Origin of the sequence: Mangrovivirga halotolerans, assembly GCF_026241165.1 — a bacterium.
Taxonomy (GTDB): Bacteria; Bacteroidota; Bacteroidia; order Cytophagales; family Cyclobacteriaceae; genus Mangrovivirga; species Mangrovivirga halotolerans.
In genome coordinates this window covers 99454-125565 of the sequence record NZ_JAPFQN010000009.1, presented here as the reverse complement: position 1 = coordinate 125565, position 26112 = coordinate 99454, and the positions used below count along the sequence as shown (strand labels likewise).

The 26112-nt window shown below is 35.2% G+C and carries 27 protein-coding genes; 8 read left to right on the top strand and 19 right to left on the bottom strand.

Annotation, left to right across the window (positions count from 1 at the left end; all coding sequences use genetic code 11):
• Positions 1–5 precede the first annotated feature (5 nt).
• The 7 genes from OO013_RS15535 to OO013_RS15505 all read right to left on the bottom strand — a co-directional run bounded on the left by OO013_RS15535 (position 6) and on the right by OO013_RS15505 (position 6434).
• The gene (locus OO013_RS15535; RefSeq protein WP_266057846.1) at positions 6–890 is read right to left on the bottom strand and encodes a DUF5777 family beta-barrel protein; all 885 of its coding nucleotides are present in this window, start codon (positions 888–890) and stop codon (positions 6–8) included.
• Positions 880–1416: a YceI family protein gene (locus OO013_RS15530; RefSeq protein ID WP_266057845.1), complete on the bottom strand. Its 537-nt coding sequence runs from the start codon at positions 1414–1416 to the stop codon at positions 880–882. The genes OO013_RS15535 and OO013_RS15530 overlap by 11 nt, the downstream gene beginning before the upstream one ends.
• Before the next feature lie 216 nt (positions 1417–1632).
• The gene (locus tag OO013_RS15525; protein WP_266057844.1) at positions 1633–2838 is read right to left on the bottom strand and encodes a hypothetical protein; all 1206 of its coding nucleotides are present in this window, start codon (positions 2836–2838) and stop codon (positions 1633–1635) included.
• Between the two features lie 32 nt (positions 2839–2870).
• Entirely contained in the window at positions 2871–4139 is a 1269-nt protein-coding gene (locus OO013_RS15520; RefSeq protein WP_266057843.1) for a porin family protein, read from the bottom strand.
• Positions 4129–4689, bottom strand: a complete 561-nt coding sequence (locus OO013_RS15515) for an RNA polymerase sigma factor (RefSeq protein ID WP_266057842.1) — start codon at positions 4687–4689, stop codon at positions 4129–4131. Before OO013_RS15515 ends, OO013_RS15520 begins: the two co-directional genes overlap by 11 nt.
• A gap of 163 nt (positions 4690–4852) precedes the next feature.
• Positions 4853–5041, bottom strand: a complete 189-nt coding sequence (locus tag OO013_RS15510; protein ID WP_266057841.1) for a hypothetical protein — start codon at positions 5039–5041, stop codon at positions 4853–4855.
• Between the two features lie 157 nt (positions 5042–5198).
• Complete coding sequence (locus OO013_RS15505; protein WP_266057840.1) at positions 5199–6434, bottom strand: ABC transporter permease; 1236 nt, start codon at positions 6432–6434, stop codon at positions 5199–5201.
• 156 nt (positions 6435–6590) lie between these two features.
• Here OO013_RS15505 and OO013_RS15500 point away from each other — a divergent pair, with 156 nt between their 5' ends.
• Positions 6591–7850, top strand: coding sequence for an asparagine synthetase B (locus OO013_RS15500; RefSeq protein WP_266057839.1), 1260 nt, complete (start codon positions 6591–6593; stop codon positions 7848–7850).
• Between the two features lie 21 nt (positions 7851–7871).
• Here the strand turns inward: OO013_RS15500 and OO013_RS15495 are convergent, their stop codons facing one another.
• From OO013_RS15495 to lpxK, 8 genes are all read right to left on the bottom strand, one after another.
• A complete protein-coding gene (locus OO013_RS15495; RefSeq protein ID WP_266057838.1) occupies positions 7872–8465 on the bottom strand; it encodes a hypothetical protein in 594 nt (197 codons plus the stop codon).
• Positions 8462–9268: a metallophosphoesterase family protein gene (locus OO013_RS15490; RefSeq protein WP_266057837.1), complete on the bottom strand. Its 807-nt coding sequence runs from the start codon at positions 9266–9268 to the stop codon at positions 8462–8464. Before OO013_RS15490 ends, OO013_RS15495 begins: the two co-directional genes overlap by 4 nt.
• 79 nt (positions 9269–9347) lie before the next feature.
• Positions 9348–9662: a hypothetical protein gene (locus OO013_RS15485; RefSeq protein WP_266057836.1), complete on the bottom strand. Its 315-nt coding sequence runs from the start codon at positions 9660–9662 to the stop codon at positions 9348–9350.
• A 131-nt stretch (positions 9663–9793) separates the two neighbouring features.
• Complete coding sequence (locus OO013_RS15480; protein ID WP_266057835.1) at positions 9794–11425, bottom strand: S8 family serine peptidase; 1632 nt, start codon at positions 11423–11425, stop codon at positions 9794–9796.
• Positions 11426–11539: 114 nt separating this feature from the next.
• Positions 11540–12094: an LOG family protein gene (locus OO013_RS15475; protein ID WP_266057834.1), complete on the bottom strand. Its 555-nt coding sequence runs from the start codon at positions 12092–12094 to the stop codon at positions 11540–11542.
• 15 nt (positions 12095–12109) lie between these two features.
• Positions 12110–12715: a MiaE family protein gene (locus tag OO013_RS15470; RefSeq protein WP_266057833.1), complete on the bottom strand. Its 606-nt coding sequence runs from the start codon at positions 12713–12715 to the stop codon at positions 12110–12112.
• Positions 12716–12718: 3 nt separating this feature from the next.
• Entirely contained in the window at positions 12719–14725 is a 2007-nt protein-coding gene (locus tag OO013_RS15465) for a putative porin (protein ID WP_266057832.1), read from the bottom strand.
• Complete coding sequence (gene lpxK / locus OO013_RS15460) at positions 14706–15758, bottom strand: tetraacyldisaccharide 4'-kinase (protein WP_266057831.1); 1053 nt, start codon at positions 15756–15758, stop codon at positions 14706–14708. The genes OO013_RS15465 and lpxK overlap by 20 nt, the downstream gene beginning before the upstream one ends.
• 56 nt (positions 15759–15814) lie before the next feature.
• Between lpxK and OO013_RS15455 the strand changes: the two genes are divergently transcribed.
• Genes OO013_RS15455 through OO013_RS15445 form a run of 3 tightly spaced genes read left to right on the top strand, consistent with a single transcriptional unit; the run spans position 15815 to position 19110 of the window.
• Entirely contained in the window at positions 15815–16912 is a 1098-nt protein-coding gene (locus OO013_RS15455; RefSeq protein WP_266057830.1) for a Nif3-like dinuclear metal center hexameric protein, read from the top strand.
• A complete protein-coding gene (locus OO013_RS15450) occupies positions 16913–17719 on the top strand; it encodes a zinc ribbon domain-containing protein (RefSeq protein ID WP_266057829.1) in 807 nt (268 codons plus the stop codon).
• A 2-nt stretch (positions 17720–17721) separates the two neighbouring features.
• Positions 17722–19110, top strand: a complete 1389-nt coding sequence (locus OO013_RS15445; protein ID WP_266057828.1) for a tetratricopeptide repeat protein — start codon at positions 17722–17724, stop codon at positions 19108–19110.
• Here OO013_RS15445 and OO013_RS15440 read toward each other — a convergent pair whose 3' ends face one another.
• Positions 19111–19725 carry a histidine phosphatase family protein gene (locus tag OO013_RS15440; RefSeq protein WP_266057827.1) on the bottom strand — a complete coding sequence of 205 codons (615 nt, stop codon included), beginning with the start codon at positions 19723–19725 and terminating at the stop codon, positions 19111–19113. It lies immediately after the preceding gene.
• 103 nt (positions 19726–19828) lie between these two features.
• Between OO013_RS15440 and OO013_RS15435 the strand changes: the two genes are divergently transcribed.
• The 4 genes from OO013_RS15435 (at position 19829) to OO013_RS15420 (ending at position 24368) form a co-directional block, all read left to right on the top strand.
• Positions 19829–20191: a hotdog fold thioesterase gene (locus OO013_RS15435; protein ID WP_266057826.1), complete on the top strand. Its 363-nt coding sequence runs from the start codon at positions 19829–19831 to the stop codon at positions 20189–20191.
• Between the two features lie 2 nt (positions 20192–20193).
• A complete protein-coding gene (locus OO013_RS15430) occupies positions 20194–21387 on the top strand; it encodes a chorismate-binding protein (protein ID WP_266057825.1) in 1194 nt (397 codons plus the stop codon).
• Between the two features lie 286 nt (positions 21388–21673).
• Positions 21674–23584 (top strand): acetate--CoA ligase, encoded by a 1911-nt coding sequence (acs, locus tag OO013_RS15425; RefSeq protein WP_266057995.1) that lies wholly within the window; start codon positions 21674–21676, stop codon positions 23582–23584.
• A gap of 247 nt (positions 23585–23831) precedes the next feature.
• A complete protein-coding gene (locus OO013_RS15420; protein WP_266057824.1) occupies positions 23832–24368 on the top strand; it encodes a hypothetical protein in 537 nt (178 codons plus the stop codon).
• 69 nt (positions 24369–24437) lie between these two features.
• Here the strand turns inward: OO013_RS15420 and OO013_RS15415 are convergent, their stop codons facing one another.
• From OO013_RS15415 to OO013_RS15405, 3 genes are read right to left on the bottom strand one after another with little or no spacing between them, the layout of a single operon-like run.
• On the bottom strand, positions 24438–24938 hold the full coding sequence (locus tag OO013_RS15415) for a Dps family protein (protein WP_266057823.1): 501 nt from the start codon (positions 24936–24938) through the stop codon (positions 24438–24440).
• Between the two features lie 31 nt (positions 24939–24969).
• A complete protein-coding gene (locus OO013_RS15410; protein WP_266057822.1) occupies positions 24970–25200 on the bottom strand; it encodes a YtxH domain-containing protein in 231 nt (76 codons plus the stop codon).
• A gap of 30 nt (positions 25201–25230) precedes the next feature.
• Positions 25231–26085: a universal stress protein gene (locus OO013_RS15405; RefSeq protein WP_266057821.1), complete on the bottom strand. Its 855-nt coding sequence runs from the start codon at positions 26083–26085 to the stop codon at positions 25231–25233.
• Positions 26086–26112: the final 27 nt, after the last annotated feature.

Sequence of the window (26112 nt, the reverse complement as noted above, 5' to 3'; positions counted from 1 at the left end):
AGATTTTACCAAGATTTTTCATCTTTATTTCTTTTTAAGTTAAAGGCTCTTGAAATATTAAAACCGAAGTGAATATCACCGGAGAAAAAGTCATTTACTGTACCGGGAATAATAGTATTCTCCACCATCCCTAGGTTATTTGTAAAAATCAATTGGAAAACATGTCCTCCGGTTTCCAATTCCCAACCAACTCCAAATGCATTATTTGTGTTTTCAGGGAAAGCAGAATCATTCAATCTCACAAAGTATTCCGCTGTAATGGCCATTCTTTTGGTGATCTTTACTCTTGTAGCAAGATTCAAAGCGAATGCCTCATTTTCCTCATTATATTCTACAACATTTCTATGCAACCAATACGGGGCAATCTGAAATGAAAATGCTGAATTAAATTTTCGGGCAATTAAAATTCCGGTCGCATAGCTTAACCTGTCCTCGGCCGGAGGCTGCTCCTCTCTGATATTGATGTCTAATGCAGCACTGCTAATTATAGTTGCACTAACAGGAATTTTACCAGGGGTTTGCTTAAGAAAGGAATACTTAATATATCCATCAAGATATTTAGGACTGCTACTACGACCAATTCCAATACTAAGATCATCAGTTATTCCATAATCTAATGCTAATCTGATTACGGCTTGATCTAATCCAAAAAATTCATCAATCCCCGAATTCAGTCTACCGAACCTGTGCATAATTAAAAAATCCAGATTCCCTGCTCCCCTGGTCTCAATTGTATGACCATTAATTAGCCTGGTACCCTTAAAAGTAGATTTAACCGGATATATTTCGTCATCTTCTGATAACTCACTTAACAAGTCATCTTGTGCATTCACCCTACAGAGAGAAAAAAACGTTATTATGGTCAGGAATATGTAAAATTTACATTTCATCATAAATAAAGTTGAGGTTTACTTCTATTTTGTCTGCTATATTGTAAAAGAGCACTTTAGGTTTTTCGATATCAAATGTTTCAAGGGGAACAAAAAAGGTTGTTTCCAGGTGGATTTTTCCATTTTTAACATACATCACGCCTTCTGCATTCCATTTTTCCTTTACTCCATGGATATAAATTTCTCCACTTGCTGTCACATTTTGTTTGCCGGAGGCATTGATATCAAACCCTGAAAAGCTACCCGAAAAAGAAGCTTTTGGATATTTATCAGACTCCATATAATTCTCATTGAAGTGCTCTTGCATGAGATCTTTTTCAAATTGGAAGCTTCTGATTGGCACTTCAAAAGCAATTCTATTTGATCCTATATCAACAATACTTTGACCTTTCTCGGAATGTGCTTCAATATCTTCTACAGGGGCTTTAGAATAAAAGTGAACTTCTCCATTTCGCTCAGCATATTTCTGTCCCTGAATAGATATTGATATCGAGGTAAACAATATGAATAAGTATAACCATTTCATGATCTTGTAATTTTCGTTTTACTAATGTTTCCTGAGTTTTTTTTATAAAAAGCAACACTTCAGAACCTCTAATTAAGCACATAGATATCCCATTCTCATATTTTTATGAGGTCAATTTTAAGTTTAATTAATCGTTATTTAAAAATTAATATTGTATCTGGGATAGTTATTAAAAGTCGGGGAATTTCGGATCCCCCGACTTTTATTCTTTCTTATTTATTGTGCATTTACACCAATATTGGCCTGGCTCACAATAACATCAATTGCTGCCGAAGAAAGATGGACATTTATATGACCATCATAACTCGTGGTTAAATCGTCATAAGAAACAGGGTTGGTTTCATTGTCTTCTCTAATTGTTGTCAATGCCATTCCAGTTGTTCCATCAACAGAACTCAGAGGAATAGTAACACCTCCACCTGTTTCAGCTGGATTAGCATGAATATGTGAAGGATGCTCAGTACCCTCTATTGTTCCGGTAAGATCAACAATTAGTAAGCTATGACCTCCTGCCCTTTCGTGAAATCGCGCAGTTCCAGATACTCCCGAGGCATTTACTTCTTGCATTGTATACTCAGTAAAAGTTCCCGTTAAAGCATTAGAACCGATATCTCCTTGAGCGATAAGGGTTCCCATTTGATCTACACTCATATGAATATTGATATAGCCATTATAGGAAGAGAGGGTAGCAAAATCCTGATCTTCAAGCAGGGTCGCTGAATAGTCAGTAGTACCATTAAGGCTATCTAAGGTTATCGCTATCCCACCGGTTTCAGCGGCAGAATTATCATGTATATGCATTGGATGCATTACTCCATCTACGCCGGGTTCAGCACTTACGGCAACCCATACATTCCCATCTGATCTCTCCACAAAGAATATTCCTCCATTTACTTGTTCCACAGTATTTGGCATAAAAAGAGGGTATGTTGCTAATTGACCACTCAATTCATTAGGACCTAAATCAGCTGTTGCTGCTACCGCAAGATTTTCAGGACTAACGTGAGCTGCTACATAACCGTTGTAATTAATGAGTTCATCATATGTGATGGCTGTTCCATCATTAGTCTCTGTAATAGTCGTAACACTTTCACCGTCCTCAATTGTATTTAAATCTATTACAATCGGTCCCTGTGCAAATGTATTTCCTGAATGAATATGTGCAGGATGTGGCCCGCTATTATCATTCAGGCTTATTGTTACCCGGGTGGAATTCTCATTGGTAGAATTATCGAGATACTCTTCAAATGTTACTGTACCAAATTCATTAAATGAATTATTGTATAATATAAACGATTTCTGTTCACCGGTTGGCAAAGGCCCTACCGGATCTTCATCGTCATCATCACAGGATATGGTCATTCCTGCAATTGCGAGGATCATTAATAAATAATGTAATCTTGAAATTAATCGTGTTAGCATCATAATAGTTTTTTAATAATTAGAAATTGGTTTTAGTTGAATTTTAGACCTATTTTCAGACCATTGCTAAGAAGTCTGACCTGCCCGTTACCTACACCTTTAAGCGGTAAGTTAAAATAAGGCGTAGCTGTAATTGACCATTTATTTGTTAGCCTGCGTTCGAGGCCGGCTTCAAAATTGAGAACACCAAACCAATGATAATTCTCATTTTCGCCGTACCATCCTGTTGGATTTTCATATTGATTATATTCGTAATAATAGTCATATCTTTCCTCAAGCATTAACCAACTTGATATCCCTGAAGAAATAAACCAATGTGTTTTACCTTTTGTATTAAAATAATATCGAACATTTAATGGAATATCCAATACCTCACAAACACCATAAGTTTGATCCGGATCTGAATAATAACCTCCAGTAGTATAACTGCCTTCATCTGCCCAATAGTATTTATTACTGATATTAGCTCCGGTTTCTATAGACCAATTTTCATTTAAATTAAGAAAAATCGAGAAACCAAATCGCTCGTCAAACCTGTCAAACCCACTAAAATTAACAGTAGTCATATCTGCTGCAACATATGCAGCTAATGAAATTGCCGGATGAAGGTTTACAGGTGATTCGAGTTCAATAATATTATTGTTTACCCCATAAAGAATTATTTGAGGTTTATCATGTACTAAGCCATTGTAATGAATAGTCTTCTTTTTTGTATAAAAGAAGTCCGAAGAGGCTTCGAGCATTTTCACATTACTTCCACTAACAACCTTTGAATCACCAATATTGCTATGGTCGACCCCTCCGGACCCAATGCTTTTTAAAATTTCATCATTCCCGGAAATGTCATTAGTTCCGGCAGTGTTATAACCATCAGAGTTACCATATTGTTTGTGTAGATCTCCAGGATTTGATTTACTAAAGGTTTGAGTAGATTTATTGCTTTCTGAATATTTCAGGGAGTTAGATTCGGAGTCATCGTTAAGAAAATCTTTAGATATAGATTCGGATATATTTTGATCGGTTATTTTTGATTCATCGATCTGATATTCTTCCTCACCGGAAATATTAAGTTCTGATAAATTTTCTCTATAAAGGGCATATTCCCGCCCACCCAGATACATCAATAATAAAATTATCACTCCAGTAAGTATGTACGAGATCTTCTTCCACTTATTAACCTGAGCTTCAGGGGCAGCATCTAATTTCTCAGACATACCCTCCCAATCAGACTCCCTGTAGTCTGTAGGTTCATAGGCTAAGCCCTTTCTGAACAATTCTTCCAGATTATCTCTATTTTCCATAATCCTCATTAAAAATTTTACTAACAGCCTGCTTCAAGTATTTTTTAGCTTTAAATAAGTTTGACTTAGAAGTTCCTTCTGAAATTTCTAATAATGAAGCTATATCTGAATGCTTATAACCCTCTATAACATATAAATTGAAAACTGTTCGGTATGATTGCGGTAATCCTCTGATTACTCTAAGCATTTCCTGGTAAGAAATTCCTGTGACAATCTCCTCCTCTCCTCCAATATTTAATGCATTATCAAGCTCCTGATGATTGGTGTGTTTTTTGTATTTTTGAATATGATTAAGTGCTGTATTAACCACTATTCTGCGAAACCAGGGCTTAAATGATCTTTTTTGATCGAACGATTTAATATTTTGAAATACTTTAAGGAATGAATCGTTCAAGACCTCAACAGCTTCATCTCTATTGTCCACATACCGTAGACAAATACTCATAGCATATCCATGATACAATTGATATAATTGCTTCTGGCTGTCCTTTTTCCATTTTCCACAGCCTTTTAGGATATTCCTGAATTCACTGTCAGATTCGAGTTCCAATTTTCACTGATTTTAATACCAGTACAGTGGGATAAAAGAAATGGTTGCCTTACTAAGTTAATTAATTTGAAAAACTTTAAATATTGATTGGTATAATTAATAAAATAAAATCCATGGCTGGGCACCATGGATTTGGATAGATAATATACTATGTAATCAACTGTTAAAAATATATATTCAAGCTCTTATCATTTCTATTTTCAGTATTAGTCTGATCTCCCAACTCTGGTTTTAATAGAAGTATTTCTTCTGCCTGATTTTTTTTCTCATTAAAGAATGTAGCCACTTCTTTTTTCTCACCTTCATCGGGAGTTAAAAACAGAGCCAGAAAAGAAAATAATAATTTAGCCATATAATTAATATTTGGTATGTAGAAAGTCAATTTCATACCAAAAATCACAAATAACTGAAAATCAATAAGTTATAAATTTGTTAGTTTTATACAAATAAAAAAAGTGTATCGTTTTGATACACTTTTATTTTCTTTTCGGACAGTTTTACGATAATTCTTACTCGTATCTAAGTGCATCAATAGGATCAAGCTTAGAGGCCTTATTTGCCGGAATAAAACCAGCGACCAAACCAACAACCATACAGACTGCAAATCCTAAGAAAATCCAGACAACAGGTAACACTACTCCTCCTTCACCTATTAATGATCCAACAATATTACCAATTAAAGCTCCGGCAATTATTCCTCCAACTCCTCCTATCAGACAAATAAGTATTGCTTCAATTAAGAACTGCCACCTGATAGTACTCGGTTTAGCTCCCAGGGCTTTTCTTAATCCAATTTCTCTTGTTCTTTCTGTCACAGAAACAAGCATGATATTCATAAGAGCTATAACTGCTCCCAATAAAGTCACACCACCAAGAGTAAAACCACCTACTCTCATATAGCTTGCAATATCTTCAAGCCTTTCAGCGACAGTTTGATTTTTTTCAATTGAAAAAGAATCATCAGTACCAATTGCATCTTCTCTAATCAGTCTCATGGTCTGACGTGCATTCGCTATAATGTCTTCGGTTTTAGTAGGATCCATTACATTGATTGTAACCTCATACTCGGGGCTTTGAGTAACTAATTGCCGAGCCGTAGTAATTGGAATCACAATTCTCCGGTCCTGACTATTGTTTCCACCTAATCCTCCTTGTTCTTCGGTTGTAGCTATAACCTTAAACCTCTTGCCCAGCACAAAAATGTAAGAACCGACGGCTTGTTCATAGTCTTCAAATAAAGACTCCTTAATAGCATATCCAATGATAGCAGTATTGGTACCACGCTCCACATCAAATGAAGTGAAATTTCGACCCTCTGCAATGTTTAAGCCTCTTAGTCCAAGATAATTTTCATCTCCTCCCGTAACACGAGTATTTGGATTGGTCTTTTTAGAACCTCTTTTAACTTCTGCTGTCCAGCTAGCTACCACTGAAAGACCAACCCTTTCTTCTTCTCCAAACCTATCTTTAAATTCTTCTACTTCAGCAAAAGTGAGTTTTGGATAAGACTTTTCATCTTTACCTCTTGAACTCCGGTCATAATTTCTCTTCGAACTTATTTCGATAGAATTTGCCCCAAGACTGCTAAATGAATTGGTAATGCTTGATTTCATAGCTTCGATTGCAGTAAGCACTCCTACTAAAAGCATGATCCCCACTGTAATAATCGCAGCAGTTATGATAGATCTTAATAGATTAGACTTTATCGAATCCAGGCTTACAGAAATATTTTCACGAATGTCCATAGTTCGCAATTGTTTTATTAAATTAAATATAGTTAATGCCCGGTTTACACATTAACCTTATTACGAAGACGGATAAATGGTTATACAAACGGTAATGATACTGGATTCTTGTAACCGTTACAGCTTTATTATCGTCTTAATTTTAAAGAAAGAGATATGCGCGGAGTTTTACTTTATTTATTTTTATTATTTATTGGATTTCAGGCCTGGTCAACGACCCTGCTAATACCAATGGATGAATCTCAAAAAAATCATCTTAAAGCTTACGGTATTACCTTCTGGGTACTTGAAAAAAAGATCCCTACGGACTGGCTGCTCAATTACAGAGGGGGAAGTTTTGCTATTGAATTTTATCCTTCTATTGAGAATGAGCTAATCATTAGGGGCGTGACCTATGAAAAAATAAATGCATCACAATATAAAAGTATTTTAACTGAGATCAGTAGTCCTGCTTCTAACATGGACATTATGAAGCTGGAAAAAGCTCCAAAAGTGGCAGTATATTCACCAAAAAGTAAACAACCATGGGACGATGCCGTAACTCTGGCACTTACCTATGCTGAAATACCCTATGACGTCGTTTTTGATACAGAGGTAATGGAAGGTAAGCTAACTGAATACGATTGGCTGCATCTCCATCACGAAGATTTTACCGGACAGTATGGCAAATTTTACAGAAATGCCAGAAACCAACCCTGGTATATCGAACAAAAAATGGAATATGAAGAACTGGCTGCAAAATTTGGATTCAAAAAAGTATCTCAATTAAAACTTGAAGTTGTTAAAAGAATTAGAAATTATGTATCTACCGGGGGGTTCATGTTTGCTATGTGTTCAGCAACTGACACTTATGACATAGCACTATCAGCTGATGGAGTCGACATGATCGATTACATGTTTGATGGTGATCCTCCTGAACCAGATGCGCAGAGTAAGCTGGATTTTAAAAGCACCTTTGCTTTCGAAGATTTTAAAATCAGTAAAAATCCTTACGAATATGAATATTCGAATATTGATATGCAGCCCGAATCAAGAGGGGTAACTGAAAAAAATGATTATTTCAATTTATTTAAATTTTCAGCTAAATGGGATCCAATTCCTACTATGCTTACTCAAAATCATACAAGGGTTGTGAAAGGGTTTATTGGTCAGACTACTGCGTTTAGGTTAAGTCTTATCAAACCTGATGTTGTAATAATGGGATCTAATGAGGCAATCGGAGAAGCAAGATATATTCACGGTGTGTATGGCAAGGGTTTCTGGACTTTTTATGGTGGCCATGATCCGGAAGACTATCAACATTTTGTTGGTGAGGAGCCAACTGATTTGAATCTCCACCCTAACAGTCCTGGTTATCGTTTGATACTTAACAACATTCTGTTTCCCGCTGCTAAAAAGAAGAAACAAAAAACCTGAGAAGTCCTAAATCCTGTTATTTTACCTTAAGTAGATAATCGCTCCAAGAGATAGATTAAATATCGACAAGGGTGAAAGGTAATCTGTGTTTTGAACATAACTCACAAGTTCCAGATCATGAGTTGAAAAATCGTAATATAAAGAGATAAAATCTTTATCGGAATTTCCTTTCTTTATATTCAATCCACCACCAACAAAAACTCCAAATCTGACTGACGGTGTCCACCAGTAATACCCATCCGGGTAATGAGAACTCCATCTGTTGAAATAATTGTCGCCAAATGCATAGTTTATAAAAAGCCCGACACTAAAAAAATTCAGGTCAACCTTATCATTTATATCAATTCTAACATCCGGAATATAGGTAAGCTTTGTGTTTAATGAATATTCTTCTATACCGCCAATCTTCTCTGGCAAATAACCAAAATAAAAGCCTAAGTTCAGGTGAGTAGGTTTTTCTGGCTTTAATAAATCATATCCTCCTCCGAATGAAATAAACCCAAAATTGCCTGCATATTGAAAATTGACGAAATCCGGTTGCAAATCTATCTGTGATTTAGATTCAAACGGAATCTGAAACAATAATATTAATATGAATTTAGATATTGTTTTCAAAACTCAATTATTTTAAAATCGAATCCATCCTCCCAAATTCTGATTTTCGTAAATGCTCTATCATCCATACTGGTTGTTATCCAATATGGAATATTTGTTTTAGGGTAAATTCCTTTTTTAAATTCATGACTATGACCATGTAAAGCAAAAAGGAAATTATCTCCGGCTGAATTAAGTATTGACCGGTATCCAGCAGCAAGCTTTGGATCAAACTCGCCACTTTCAGGTCCCATATGAGAGATTAAAATTATTTTTTCTGACGGTTGTCTTTCTGAAATTTGCTTTTGAAGCCATTCCAAATCTGGTATTAAACCATTAAATCCATATTCAAGAGAATTGGTATTGAGGAAAATAAAATGATGGTTGTTCCAGGTAAAGGAATAATTATCAGGCCCGAATATTTTTCTGTAGGCTCTATGACCATAAACAGGCACATCATGATTACCTATTACGGTTAAATAAGGAACATCCAGTTTAGAGAGTATATCATTGATCCACAAAAATTCCTCGGCTAAACCGAAATCGGATATGTCTCCTCCATGAATAACGAAATCAAAATCCTCCGAAACCGAATTAAAATGATGAACAAAGGACTCAGTCTCATCATAAAACCTTTGTGAATCACTTATAAAAGCTATTTTTAAAGTATCTGAACTTGGTAAGGAAAGTATCTTATCAATATTTCGAAGATTAACATCCTTTTCATCATGATCTGGGGTGATCTGATGTGCACTATACTCAAAAAGATCGCATGCTGTTATCAATATGCTAAAAACAGCATAAAATAAGTAGTGGAGTCGCATACCTGTTTAAACAGTAACCGACTCCACAAAGTTATATTTTTTCGATATTAAATACAAAAATGTCGTTAAGACTACATTATTATAGTAATATCAACAATATAATAATTAATATCAGGACACCAGCTCCAATATAGATCCCTCCACTAGCATGCTGCTTCATTTCTTTCTTAATCCCTCTCAATTCCTTCTTTATCTCTTTTCGTTCTGGTCTCTCCATTGTTTTGAGATCCATATTTTCGATCTCCTTAATTCTTTCTTCTAATAACCTGACACGCTCAGTTCTTTGCTGGTCAGTCATATTTTTAATTGTCTCTTTGTCTAGTGGTTTTATTTCACCTGCAAATAGTATTGTCGAAAAAGCAGTGAATAAAATAATTAAGATTGATTTTCTCATGGCTTATTATATTTATAAGTGATAGATACAATAATTTAACATATAATAAGCTTAAACCCAACACTTTAGAAATTATAATAAAAAAAAGGCTTCAAAAAGAAGCCTTCAATTGGTTTTACGCAATAAATAATTTATTTCTTTAAAGGGGATTCTATCTTTTTCTCTGCAAGCAAAACTGCTTTATAAATATTCAAGACACCACCAGATCTGCTTAATTCTCCAAATTTAACTTCATCTTCTGATCCAGGAAGTATTACACTACTATCGGAAAGGTCGGTAGTAGTTTTAACCAGAATATCTTTAACTTCTGAAGCTTTAAGATTTGGGAAATAAGACATTAAGATCGCAGCTGCACCTGATGTTACAGGGGCAGAAAAAGAGGTTCCCGAAGCAATCTTATAATTATTATCAGGTGAAGTGCTATAAATATCTACTCCCGGAGCAAAAAGATCAACTGTTTTGTCACCGTAGTTACTAAAACTTCCAACCATCTCTTTTTCAGGTTTCCAGTTTAAGGCTCCAACCTCAAGCCAGTTTGAAGCTTCTGATCCATCCAGATAAAACCTGGTAGGGAAATTATCTTTTTCATCAATATCTTTTGAACTATTACCTGCAGCATGGACTAACAGGACATTGTTTTCTTCAGCATATTTCACGGCCTTTTCTACAACCTCACGGTTTGGGGAAAATGATTTACCAAAACTCATATTGATTATTCTGGCGCCATTATCAACTGCATAATAAATAGCATTAGCCACATCTTTATCTCTTTCATCTCCATTAGGAACAGCTCTTACTGCCATAATTTTAACATTGTCAGCCACACCATCTATACCAATTCCATTATTTCTAATTGCACCGATAACTCCTGCCACAAAAGTGCCATGAAAGGCAAAACCTCCCTCTACATCATTATTACCATAAAATCTCTCATTAACATTTTCTATACTATCACCGACTATTTTTCTGGAATCATATTCTGTATTATATCCATATTCAATAGCAGTGGTGAAGTAATCTTTAGCTTCTGCTAACTGTTCCGGGGAAATCTCCTGGGAATAAACATATCCCATAAAATTCTTAGCCATTAAAAGAGACTCATCTTTTGTCTCAAGTGACATAACCAGTTCACTGGTCAGGCTATCAGTATCAAAGTGTTCTTTAAGAGCCTTGCTATATCTTTCATAACTTGAATAAAACCCTTTAAATCCCTCGTATTGTTTTACTATTTGACCCTTTTGCGCTTCGAATTGTTTTTTCACCGCCAGGTAGTAATCATACTCCGGATCGTTCTCTTTATCTTTATCCTGAATATTATCGAATTTTTCTGTAAGTCTCTTATATTCTCTGGTCAGTTCATAAGTATCTCGGATCACATTTTCATCCTTGCCTCCGATAAAATTCCATCCGTGAATATCATCGATATAACCATTTCCATCGTCATCAATACCATTTTCAGGAATTTCATCTTCATTAACCCACATTACTTCAGCAAGATCCTCATGATCCGGATCAACACCACTGTCTATTACTGCAACTATTACAGGACTTGATTTTTTGCCTTCGAGAATTTTATAAGCTAATTCAGTTTCAACACCGCGTATAGCATCCATTCCAAAAGATTTATTAAACCAGTTATCAGGTGCTTCGGAAATATAAATTGAGGTGTCTTTTTCAGTGTTTTGATTTTGGCCAAATACGATAAAAGAAATTGATATTAAGCCAAAAAAAACTGTGCTTTTGAGAGTAACTAAATATTTCATATATGTGAACGTAATTCTATAAAATAAACGGAAGAAAGCCAGAAATGGTCGGTTTAAGTAATATTTTTGGCAATTCTACATATTTATTACCTTCAATTATAGCAAAAAAAGAGGTTATCCGATAGAATTATCAAATAAAAGAGACATGCAGTCATCCACATCATTCACCCATTTTACTGAAGTATAAATACTTTTTGACAAAAACCCTTCATTTACGCAGTTTTCAATATGATTTTGCAGATGATCGTAAAATCCCTCACTGTTGATCACCACAATAGGTTTGACATGATATCCCAGCTGAAACCATGTATATATTTCAAAAAATTCATCTAAAGTACCAATGCCACCGGGAATTATAATAAATGCATCAGAAAGTTCATACATTTTTTCTTTTCGACCGTGCATTGTATCTGTCATATATAAACGAGACAATGACATGTGAGCCACCTCTCTTTGTGCCAGGCTTCTGGGAATTACTCCTTCAACTTCACCATTATTTTCAATAACTGCATCTGCAATTACCCCCATCAACCCAACTTTACCTCCTCCGTAAACTAATTTTATATTTCTTTTAGCAAGAGACTTGCCTAAATATCTTGCATATCTGGAGAAAAGAGGGTTATCACCGGGGCGGGATCCACAAAAAACGGCTACACTATTTATTTGCATATTGGTAAATTAATATTAATGCATTCTATCTGACCTTATTTCAAGGTTTTTAATAATCTCCGCTTCCTCATTGAGTAATTCTTGCCACCTTTTCATTACCTTTTCTTCAGAATTATATTTTTTTGCCAGTTCAAGGAAATTCCTGTAATGCCCGGCTTCGGAGATCATTAACTGATAATAAAACTCGCTAAGTTCTTTATCTTCAATATTTTTATGAAGCATTTTAAATCTTTCGCAACTTCTGGCTTCTATTAAGGCGTTCATAAGAAGCTTCTCTACGAGTTGATCCTCTCTACTTCCTCCTTTCCTGATTTTTTTTGCAAGAGCAGCAACATATTCATCCTTTCTCATTTTTCCTAAAGTCATGCCACGCTTTTTTAACTGCTCAATTACCATTTCAAAGTGTGACCATTCTTCTGACACAACTGGAGTAAGCATTTCTACCAGTTCTTCTTTATCAGGATAGGTAACTATTAAACTAATACAAGATGAAGCTGCTTTTTGTTCACAATATGCATGATCTACTAATATATCTTCGATATTCATGCCTGCTATGTCAGCCCATCTTGGGTCTGTTGGCAAATGAAGCCCAAGTACACTTTTATCTATATTGTCATTCATAATTTAATCAAAAAACAACCAGCTAACTCCGAAGTCAAATACTCTTCCTTGCAAAGGATATGCTGGAGTTATATAATACCCATCATTTATAAACCCTTGGTTAAAATGCTTTAACTTAAGTGAAAACCTCCAGCGATCTACTTGAAAATTTACGAAAAAATCTGCGATTATATAATCTTTACTCATATAGGCATTTTGGATAAAATACCTTTGAATTGCAGGATCGTAGGCCATTGCGTAAAATCCTGAACGATAGTTTGCGCTGAACCCGGTTCTTAAAAGAAGCGACCCCTGAAATAAAGAGTTTTGGTAAAAAATAGAAGCATTACCAAATAAATCCGGCACTCTGTACACTTCAGAAGCATTATCTGATACTATTGAATATTTACCATCTAAATCAATCCCTATATTTTTAAAAACTCTGAATTGAAGGCTCAACCCTGCATTCAATACCTGAAAACTTTCTGAAAATTGTGCTGGCAGAGTATCGGCGGAATAATAAACATAATTATTGTAATTATTGACACTTACGTATGGAGCAATCAGCTGTTCCCCAAGTTTAATTTTAAGTTTGCCATACAATTTATCTGCAGACACGTCATCAAAATTATTTTCCCAGCCTCTGTGATTTCCAAGATACTTCTGAAAAATGTAATCAGGCTTATAGGTGATTCTTTTAAAACCGGCGTCTATCCAATCTGTTTCAAGTAATGCATCAATATTATAGGTTTGTCCAAGCAAATATTCTACTGTACCTGATAATTTATTTCGCTGATTTAAATCGTAAGAAAGATATCCTCCAAGAAACAACTCATTTCTGGTAGCAACACCATTAATCTGCTCAGAATCAATCTTCAGATATCTATGCTTAAAGAAGGCTCTGTAAAAAATTCTGTTTGTACCTCCCGTGAGTCCAGCTTCATTTTTCAGGGTGGTGAAAAACACTCTGTCATAAGTATTTTCCTCATCAAGATAAATATCATTAAAATAACCGGAGGCCAGGTTTCCATCTGAAGGCTCTACTGTGAAGGTATTCCGCTCCTGGTTATATTCCAACTCATGATAAAATCTCAAAATACCAGTTGGCCTGAATGTTTGCAATAAATAACCATTCGCAACCCTATAATTTGAACCTGCTCCCTGAAGGGCCGGAGAGATACTTGACTGGTCATTTAAGCCTTGAAGAGCCGTGTTTCCATCTAAAAAATTTAATACACCACCTGACTCGGCCACTTTATGAGAATGCCGGAATATCCTGGTCATAAAGCTATAGGTGCTATCTTTATTGATAAAATTGGCATTTATATCATAAGCAATACCAACAGCTTGATTATCAAACCGTCTTACAGGGCCAAGATTCTTATCCGCCGCAATCCTGAATAGATTAAACCCAAGGTTAAATCGTTCGTTGACATTTCTTGAAAAGGCGATGTCAACTTTATTACGATTACCTCCACCAAACAACACTTCTACTTCTGTAAAAGGCCCTTTGGTATTAAAAAATCTTTGTTCATATGGAGTCCGTATATAAGGTTGATATGCAGTAAAGCCAGATCGCAAACCTGGGGTAGACGGTAATTCTGGATACAATTCAAAAATCGCAGTAGCCATGTTACCTAAATTCTGAGCCTCGTAATTCATTATTTCGAGCATCTCAAACTTGCCAAAGTTACCCAGTGTTGTATCTATCCTATAATGAATATCTTTACTATTCTTGACATCCTCAGCTTTAATGTAATATAGAGTGAAAGGTCCATAAGGATTTTTGGCAGAATCAAGCTGCAGCTTTCCATCATCCTCTTCAGGAACTGATACAGTATCTTCGTTTAAATCGAAATATTCATCTCTTCCCATTCCACTACCTCTAGGAGTACGGATTTGTGAGTAGGAATCATATCCCTGAAAAATAAGAATTAATAAAAAAATAAATTTCCCCAATCTCATAACTGTTGGCAAAAATAACCATCGGTGCATAACTACCCTATAAAAATTATCCTTTATTGAGCCCATTTATTCTGAAATCTAATAAACCGAGGAATTCTTCTTCTTCTGATCTATCTATAAACATCATTGAGATAGGTTGAATCACGAAATTCACATTTTCAGCATTTACATCAATAGTATGCGGTTTAATCCTCATCCAGTCTTTTTCGCTCACAACAATATCTGAAATGCTATTTTTCTCGCAATAATCCAGCCAACTTTTAACATCTGAAGCTTTAAAATTATAATGATCCGGGTAATTATAATGCTTTTGGATTTCTGTAATTCCATCCAAATGTTTTTTAAAATGAAACGGATTTGCTAATCCTGTTACAAGAATAGCTTTATGATTATACGGCCTTATCACCCCCTTTTCATTTACTGGCTCACTATAACCCACTGTAGTAAAAAAAACAGGGACTTTTTCTTTCGTATATTTCTGGATATTGTCTTTAAAATGGCTTTTCTCTTGCTCTGATATTTGCCCGGGAGATTTTGTAACGAGAACAACATCTGCTCTTTTAGCTCCTGATCTGTATTCCCTTAATCTTCCTACCGGAAGAATGTAATCATCAAAAAAGGGCTTATCATAAGTGGTTAACAATATAAGAAATTCAGGATTTACGTGCCTGTGCTGGAATATATCATCTAATAAAATAAGAGATGTTTCAGGTCTGTGATATAGTATTTCCGGTATACCGTGAATTCGTTCTTCATCCACTGCCACAGTGATTTCATCCCCATACTTTGAATAAAATTGCAACGGCTCATCTCCAATATCGATCGCAGTAGTTCGATAATCAGCTATTAAAAACCCTTTTGTTCTTCTGCCATACCCCCTGCTTAATGTAGCAACTTTCTCCTTATCTTTAAATTTGGAAATCAAATATTCTACTGCCGGAGTTTTTCCAGTACCGCCGACCGATAAATTACCCACTCCAATCGTTTTGACATCAAACCTGAAAGATCTGGAATATCCGATATCGAAAAGATGATTTCTAAGTTTAGTAATCAATCCGTAAATTAGTGCAAATGGCCAGAGCAAATGCTTTAACATCATTGGGTATGGCAATTAAAATATTGTAGTTTTGAAATCAACTGCAAAGTATTTACAATATGACGAAAATAAAAGATGTCATCAATTATTTAGAGTCCTGGGCTCCTCCTTCACTTCAGGAAGGTTATGATAACAGCAGGTTAATTGTTGGTAATCCTTCAGATGAAATAAAAAATGTTCTGATTACCCTGGATTGTGTTGAAGAGGTAGTTGAAGAAGCCATAGAAAAAGGCGCTAATCTTATTATTGCCCATCATCCAATTGTCTTTAAAGGATTAAAAAGCCTTACAGGAAAAAATTACGTGGAAAGAACTGTCATAAAAGCGATCAAAAATGATATTGCCATTTATGCAATCCATACAAATCTTGATAATGTTATTACAGGTGTGAATGCTAAATTAGCTGAGAAAATTGGCTTAAGCAATTTGAAAATACTTCAACCTAAAAGCGACAACTTACAAAAGCTGGTTGTTTTCGTACCTGAATCGCATGCAGAAAAAGTGTTAACAGCCATGGGTGAAGCAGGTGCTGGTCAGATTGGTGACTATAAAAATTGTAGTTTTTCTGTAAAAGGAACTGGTAGTTTCCAACCAACAGACAATGCCAACCCCTATATCGGTGAATCGGGCAAATTAGAGAAAGTAGAAGAGAAAAGAATAGAAGTACTTCTACCAAAGCATTTGAGTGGAAATATTCTCAATGCCGCTAAAAATGCACATCCCTATGAAGAAATGGCTTACTATATAAATGATCTTTCGAATGTTAATCAGGAAACAGGATCGGGTATGACAGGTACTCTCGAACAGGAAATGGATTCGAAGGAATTTTTGTTAATGCTAAAAGAAAAATTAAATTTAAAAACAATCAGGCATACTAGTCTCGTTAATAATAAAGTAAGGAAAGTTGGATTTTGTGGCGGAGCCGGTAGTTTTTTATTGGGTAAGGCAAAGAGTTCAGGTTGCGATATTTACATCACCGGGGATTTTAAATATCATGAATTCTTTGATGCGGAAGACAAAATTATTATCGCTGACATCGGCCACTACGAAAGTGAAGTATTTACAAAAGAATTAATAAAAGAGAAATTATATAAAAAATTCACTAATATTGCATTCAATTTATCCGAATTTAATTCGAATCCGGTTAATTATCTATAAATGGAACGTACAGTAGCTCAAAAATTAGACGCTTTAATCAAGCTTCAAACAATAGACTCAGAATTAGATGAAATCAAGAAAATCAGAGGGGCACTTCCTGAAGAGGTAGGTGATCTTGAAGATGATCTGGAAGGCTTAAAAACCAGAAAAGCTAAGCAAGAGGCTAAAATTGAAGAGCTTGAAGCAGAAATCAACAAAAGAAAATCTGGAATAAAAGAATCAGAAGCTCTTATTACTAAATATAAAGATCAGCAGAACAATGTTCGTAATAACCGCGAATATGATGCGATCACTAAAGAGCTTGAACTTCAGGAATTAGAGATCCAGGTTCACGATAAGAAGATCAAAGAAGCTTCGAACAAAATAGAGCAGGTTAAATCTGAAATAGAAACCACTACAGCTCTAATCGAGGATAAAGAAGCAGATCTTCAGGAAAAAAAGAAAGAACTTGAAGCTTTAACTTCTGAAAGTGAGGAAGACGAAAAGAAATTACTCAAAGACAGAGAAAAAGCAGTAAAAGATATTGAAGACAATCTATATCGTTATTACGAGAGACTACGTAAACACCTTACCAATGGTCTTGCCGTTGTAACTGTAAAGAATGGCGCTGCTCAAGGATGTAACATCGTTATTCCTCCACAAAAAATTGCTGAGATCAGAGAACGAAAAAGATTAATCATCGACGAACATAGTGGTAGAATTCTTGCCGGTGTTGATGATGAACCTGAATTCCAGTCTGATACCATCAAAAAACCAAAAAGAAGAACAACTAAGAGAAAAACTAAGACTACGAAGAAAAAGTCTTAAAAGTGTTTTTCAAATTTATCGATATTACAAAACAGGCATACCTTTTATGGTTATGCCTGTTTTTTTTATTTGATTTCGTTTCTTTATCTCAATCCGACTACTCATTTCTTGATCTTAACAATGATCAGCCTACTGAATATAAAAAACTATATTCTGATGGAATTAAAGTTTTATTAAATCCACAAGAAGAAAAAGCAGAAAAGATCATTGAAGAAATAGAGGATTTCATTGAAAAACCTGGCACATCAGAATACCTTAAATGCAGAGCATATCTGTTAATTTCAATGATAGAGGCAAGATATGAAAATAACTTTTCTGCTTTCAGGAATTTCAGAAAAGCCTATTCTATTTATGAGGATAATAAAAATCAAAATGATAAATATGCTCTGCCGGGAGGATTGATGCATCTAACTTTATCTTCAGTTCCTAAAAAATATGCCTGGATATTAGATCTGCTGGGCCTTAACGGAAGTAAAGAAACTGGAATCAAACTTATTGATCAAGCTGCCAAAGATAAAGATAGCTTTGAAAGCCAGGAAGCCCGGTTAATTTATCCATTCATTGCTAACTACTTTTTTCAAGATCAGGCTTTGGCTAGAGAAAAAGCAGGGGAATTGAACTTGGATTCTAATATTGCTTTGATTGTTTTCTTGATAAGTAACTCTAAAGCCAGAGGTGGAAATGTCATTCTTGAAAACATCACAAAGTTTAATGATGATGTATTTGAACTATTCCCTGCGGCTCACTTTCTGATAGGAGAAACATATTTGAGAAAAGGAGATTACGTTCTGGCTAGAAAATATCTTAACAGGTTCAGGAATAAACAATCATCTGATGAATATCTGTCGGCTGCTAACTTGAATATTTTCCTTTCTTTTTATTTAAATGATCAACCCGAAGAAGGAAAAAAGTTCTTATCTAAGGTAAATGTATATAGTGAAAAAACAGAAGCCGACCGGTATGCGATTCAATATTTGAAGAATTTCGATTTTGACTCTGATAATTATAAATTAATCTGGAAACTCAGGCTTGCTACTGATGGAGGATTTAATGAAAAGGCTCAAAATTTAATTGACAAGGATCCGGAGTTCATAAATAGAGAACACCAAACTGAATGGGTGTATAGAAAAGCCCGTTTTTTTCACAATACAGAAAAGATTGATCAAGCTAAAACTTTTTATCTCGATGTCATCGATAATCAGAAAGATAATAATTGGTATTACGCTCCTAACTCCTGCATACAACTAGCTCGAATTTATTTAAAAAAAGGCAATTCGAACAAGGCAAAATTCTTTATTAATAAAACAAAGCAATACAACAATTACCCATACCAGGAATCAATTGAGTATGAAGCTAATTTGATTTCCAGGGAAATTAAAAACGAGCAATAATTACCCCTTAAGGTGCTCATAATCATTACTCTTAAGCAATCTGAACCTGTTATTGTAATACAGCACCTTATATAATTGTAAGTTCCCATGCTTGAATATATCCATGTAGGAAAGTGGATAATTTAACAAATGGCTCAGTAATATTCGCATTGCCCTGCCATGAGTACAAACAAGAACTTTTGAATGATTCCCCTCTAAAACTTTATTAAATCCCCGCGACATCCTTTCCCTGACTTCCTCTGGACTTTCGCCCTTGTCAAATTTCAGATGTGTATTCCCATTATACCATTCTTTTATGAGATTAGCATAATCTGATTTATCTTCAACTGAAACTTTTTTACCCTCTTTTGAACCCCAGTTGATCTCGCGTAGATCCTCTACAATTTCATGATCAATACCTAGATTAATAAATCCGGTTACTGATTCAATAGTTCTGACCAGATCTGAAGTATAAACTTTCTCAAAACCTGAGTCTTTATAGTGATCAAAGAATGCTTCAGCTTGTGCCACCCCCTGTTCGTTTAAAGAGGCATTGATCCCACTCCCCTGGACAATTCCATTCTTATTATAATCAGTTTCGCCGTGACGTATTATATAAATGGTTTTAGTGCTCAATTTTTTTAATTATTTTTACCGCAAATTAAATTTTTATTTCTTGACTTCTCTATTTCACCCCGATATTAAAATCCAGGACCTGAATCAACAAATTCAGGACACAATGATTTCAACTATAGGTATTGAATTCACGCAAATTACTGAATCATTTCTTGAAGCTAAAATGCCTGTAAATGATAAAACAGTTCAACCTATGCGACTTCTACATGGTGGTGCATCTGTTACCCTGGCAGAAACTCTAGGCAGCATGGCCTCTCAACTTATTATTGATCAAACAAAACAATATAGTGTAGGTTTAGAAATTAATGCCAATCATATCAGATCTGCTACATCAGGATATGTATATGGTAGAGTAAAAGCTTTACATGTGGGAAGAAAAACACATATTTGGTCTATTGAAATTAAAAACGAAGAAGAGAAATTAGTTTGTGTAAGCAGACTGACAGTAGCGGTGATCAACAAATAATTATGGAACAAAAAGCGGAATTGGGTAAAGATCTGGAAATCGATAGAATAATTCATCTATCGCTGAATTATTGCATAGAAAACAACTATGGCTTGGCTATTTATCGCCTTCCCGCTTCACGCACAATCCACCTGGTTGCAAGTAAAAACCACCAGCTAATTGACCATAATAATCTAAACCAGCTTAAACCAGGCTATATCTCTGCACCTTTTTATGATGCCTTTGAAAATCTAAAATATATTCCGGCTGATCTCCATCTGACATGCGAACTCAAAAACGATAAATTTACCCTGAACAATATTATTTCGGGGGAAGAAGAGCTGGAAGGATATCTATTTGATCAGCCAAAAAAGGTGTTTTTAGAAGAACTACCCTCCCCTTCTACTTTAATCTCTGCTGAAAAAGACAAAACTCAATATATCGAATATGTTAATCAGTGTATCGAAGAAATTAGAAATGAAAGATTTAAAAAGGTAGTTCCATCAAGAGCTAAATACACGAAATTACCAGATGATTTTGACATTGCAGATCTCTATTGTCGTTTAGAAACATCATTTCCCAACGGAATGATTAACCTGATTTATTTACCCGATGAAGGGCTCTGGATCGGTGCGACACCAGAAACATTAATAGAGGTAGATAACAAAGAAACTTTCAAAACAATGTCTCTTGCTGGCACACAGAAAGCCCAGGATGACATAGAACTAAAAAATGTTCTTTGGAGGACAAAAGAAATTGAAGAACAGGCTCTAGTCAGCCGATACATTATAAACTGCCTCAAAAAAATCAGAGTACGGGAATTTGAAGAAGAAGGACCAAAAACTATCAGATCAGGAAACCTTTTTCATTTAATGACTGGTTTTAAAATTGATATGGAAAAAATCAACTTCCCTGAACTTGGTCAGGTAATGCTAGAATTACTTCATCCTACCTCAGCTGTTTGCGGAATGCCTAAAAATGAAACTGAACAATTCATTTTAGATCACGAACCAATAAACAGAAAGTTATTCGCAGGATTTATGGGACCTGTAAACATCAATGACAAAACTAATATTTTTGTCAATTTAAGGTGTGCTAAGATTTATAAAGAACATATTTTAACCTATGCAGGCGCAGGCGTGACCATCGATTCCGACCCTGAAAAAGAATTTGAAGAAACAGAATTAAAGTGTCAGTCAATTCTGCGTCACATTTAATTTTAAATTATTTCCTTTGCTTTCGAAACTGATATTTTAGTATTCCAAATCTTTTTTATCAGATCCTTACTTTAAAAATAAGGATTCCTTAGTCAATTAATATTACCTTCTTATTTCTGTCTCCCACCGGGCTTTCTTTTATCAAAAAGAAAAAACAAATTAAATCTTCCTAAATTAAAAGTTGGAATTATAATAATAAAGGATTCCGATTATACTATGGTAATTTATTAAAAATACCATAAATTAATAATTGATAGATTCTTTAGATTCTTAGTTACGATTAACAATAAAAAACCAAATAACAACCATGAAAATCCAAACATTAAGCGGTTACATTCATGAATACCAGAAAAGCATCATCAATCCGGAGCAATTCTGGAGTAGAATAGCTGATGAGTTTTACTGGAAAAAACCGTGGTCTAAAACTTTAAAATGGAATTTTGATGAGCCGAAGATTGAATGGTTTGTCGATGGAAAATTAAATATTACTGAAAATATTCTGGACAGGCATCTTTACACAATGAAAGATAAGCCTGCAATTATCTGGGAGCCCAATGATCCCAAAGAAGATAATCGTGTCCTGACTTATAAAGACCTTTACGAGCAAGTTTGCCAGTTCTCCAATGCAATGAAAGCACAGGGAGTTGAAAAAGGAGATAGGGTAATTATATATATGCCAATGGTTCCTGAAGCAGCAATCGCAATGTTAGCCTGCGCAAGAATAGGTGCTGTACACTCTGTTGTTTTTGCTGGTTTTAGCTCCTCATCACTTGCAGACAGAATTGATGATTGCAAGGCAAAAATGGTTTTGACATCAGATGGCAATTTCCGTGGTACAAAAAAGATTCCTGTTAAGGATGTTGTAGATGAAGCATTGGAAAAAACTTCTTCGGTAGAAAAAGTAATCGTATATAAACGGACTGAACAGGAAGTAAAATGGAATGATAATGTAGATCTCTGGTGGCATGATGCTATTGATGGACAGTCAAAAGAATGTGAGGCTGAAGAAATGGATGCAGAGGATTTGCTTTTCATCTTGTATACTTCAGGATCTACAGGTAAGCCTAAAGGTGTTGTTCATACTTGTGGTGGGTACATGGTCTGGACTGCATTTACCTTTCAAAACGTATTTCAATATATGCAGGGAGATACCTACTGGTGTACTGCAGATGTTGGTTGGATTACAGGTCACTCCTATATCGTGTATGGCCCCTTATTATCAGGTGCTACATCGTTAATGTTTGAAGGAGTACCTACCTGGCCCGATGCAGGACGCTTTTGGGAAATCGTAGATAAATATCAAGTGAACCAGTTTTACACTGCTCCCACCGCGATCAGGGCACTGCAGGCTCATGGTCTGGAACCTGTAAAAAAACACAACCTGGATTCTTTGAAAGTAATTGGTACTGTGGGAGAACCTATAAATGAAGAAGCATGGAACTGGTATCATACTCATATAGGAAAAACTAATTGCCCGATTGTAGATACCTGGTGGCAAACTGAAACTGGTGGAATTATGATATCTCCTTTAGCTGGTATCACTCCTAATAAGCCTAGCTATGCAACTCTACCTCTTCCTGGCATTCAGCCTGTTATCGTAGATAATGACGGAAATGAATTAAAAGGTAACGGTGTCGAAGGAAACTTATGTATCAAATTCCCTTGGCCAGGAATGTTACGAACCACTTATGGAGACCATGATCGATGCAAACAAACATACTTTAGTTCATTCAAAGGGCTTTATTTCACCGGCGATGGAGTAAAAAGAGACCATGATGGTTATTACAGAATTTTAGGACGTGTTGATGATGTGATTAACGTTTCAGGTCACAGAATGGGTACTGCTGAAGTCGAAAATGCAATCAATGAGCATCCAAGAGTAGTAGAATCAGCAGTGGTTGGTTATCCCCATGACATCAAGGGACAAGGAATCTACGCATATGTTATTGCAGACCTTTCCACCAGGACGGAAGAAAACCTCACCAATGAAATCAGGGATATGGTTGCCAATATTATTGGCCCGATAGCCAAACCGGATAAAATTCAAATTGTACCGGGATTGCCTAAAACCAGAAGTGGTAAAATTATGAGAAGGATATTGAGGAAAATTGCAGAAGGTAATACAGACAACTTTGGTGACACCTCTACCCTACTCGATCCTGGTGTAGTTGAAAAAATTATTAAAAATAGAAAATAACAAAAAGGCAGGTTTATCCTGCCTTTGTTCTTATCCCATAATATAAATTTCAATCCTTTTTACTCACTTTATTTTAGCCTTTAAACATCAAACGGGGAAAACTTTACACACCTCCCTACCCACCCTTTCATTACAAATTTAACCTGATTTTAAAGTTAAAATTAAATAGTAGCCTCATAAAAAAAGCCTTCACTCTAATTTTTTGGCCTGATTATTGGTAAATTATTTATAACTAAATATTAAGCCTATGAAAACTATTATTAAATTATTTATTCCAGTATTATTCTTAGTAATCAGTGCTTGTGAAGGACCAAGAGGACCCGTGGGACCTCAAGGTCCACAAGGTCCGGAAGGCGGCTTGCTGTTGGCTCAGGTTTTTGAAACTGAACCTGTTAGTTTTTTTGAAGAAGATGGTTGGCAGGTTCCATTTGATATTCCATTGGATTTTGAAATATTTGAATCGGATATTATCGTAGCTTATATATTGTGGAATACTGATAATGGCGTAGATAACTGGAGAGCATTACCTCAATTTGTTTATCAGGAAGAGCCTAATTTTGTGTATAACTTTCAATATAGCATCAATGAAGTAATATTTTATATGGATAGTGATATTCCATCAGAAATGAACAATCTTCCAGTAGAATATTTAGATAATCAGATATTCAGGTTTGTAGTAATTCCAGCCGAATTTGCTTCTGCCAAGGTAGATTTAACAAACTATGAAGAAGTCACAAAAATGCTTGATCTAGATGAGGATGATGTTGTGAAAATTAAAAAATAATTTTTGATATAAATTAAAAAAAGGGTAATCCCACAATTAGGATTACCCTTTTGTTCTTTAGAAGAAAGATCATTTAGTAGCAAAAGATGTAAGCATCCAATGCTTTTTCTCGAAGAATTTGATCATTTCATTGAACATCCTTTCACCTGCAAGGTCACCAATTTCAATTGATTCATTTACAGCATCGACAAAATATCCCAGCATAATTTCCATATCATGGAGTATATCTGCTAGCATTTCATCGGATGAAAGATCTGTTCCTGTTTCTTTGATCTCAGAAACTTCAAGATAATCTTTCAACAAACTCATTGGTTTCTTACCATAAACTCTAATTCTTTCAGCTATATCATCTATATCGATAATTGCCTGATTATAGAGTTCCTCGAATTTTTCATGGAGATCGAAAAAATCTTCTCCAGTTACATTCCAGTGGTAATTTCTGAGTTTCTGATAGTATACATGATAATTGGCAAGAGCGGAATTCATGGCTTTAACCATTTCATCAGCATCATTGCTGTCATACCCTAACTTTTTGTATACTTTCTTTTCAGTTATTTCTTCACTTTTCATCAACACTTAAATTTTTGAATTTTACAAATTCTTAACTTTTAATCGACTTCTTAGCTGTATCGACTAAATCTTTTGTTGAAGTGGCTAGTTCATCTAATTTACCATTAAAAGCAGTCATAGCTTTATCTTTATAACCTTCTGCTTCTTTCGCAAGTTTTTTTCTAGTTTTATCACCGGCTTCAGGTGCTAAAAGTAGTCCTGCGGCTGCACCAGCCATAGCTCCTACAATAAATCCTGCTACTAATTTTACATTTTCGTCCATAGTGTAATTAAATTTTAGGTTTCAAATAATTTATTGGTGAATAACATTTGGAACTGCCATAATATATTGACTGGCATCTTCCAAAACTTCCTCGGTTGTTGTACTTAAAAAGAACCGGGATAAATAATTATGGTGATTCGATAACAATACTATTGTATCTACTTTTAATTCTTTTGCGGCAAGGGCTATTCCCTTAGCTGTATCTTTATGATAGTAACTTACAATTCTGCAATTTTTCAAATCATGATCATGGGCAAATCTCTGTAATTTTTCTTCCATCTCTTTTTCCGATTTATCCGGATTATCATAAATGTGAATCAAATAGATCTCCATTCCGAATGAATCAGCGAAATCTTTTGCTTTCATGATAACTTCGCGATCATGATTGTTTAGATCATAAGTCAGCATAATTCGCTGAAACTTTTTATCAGGCAAATTTTCTTTCACTATCAGTACAGGACAATGTCCGTACTCAACTGCTCGTTCCGCATGATTTCCTTTAAATTTCTCCACGAAAGTACGCTCAGCACTTGAACCCATAACGATCATATCGATTTCGTAATTTTCGCATACGTGTTCTATACCAGCGCGGAAACCGTTTTCATTAAGCAGTGGAACAATCTTAATTCCTTCTTCAGAATATGAATCAATCATTTCATTCATACGCCTGTTGCTTGATCTGATTATCTCAGCCTTGTAGCGATCCGCTTCAGTCATTCCCTGATGAAGCGAAGTATCACCCGTTACTGTAAAAGAATCAGTAGAAGCAGGAAAAAAGTGTACCAGGTAGATTTCAGCGTTATGCTTTTTAGCTATTCTAACTGCTGCATCAAGACCTCTCCTGGCTATTTTCGTGAAATTAGTGGGTACAAGTATGCGTTTCATATTGTTAATATTTTAAATTAATAATCA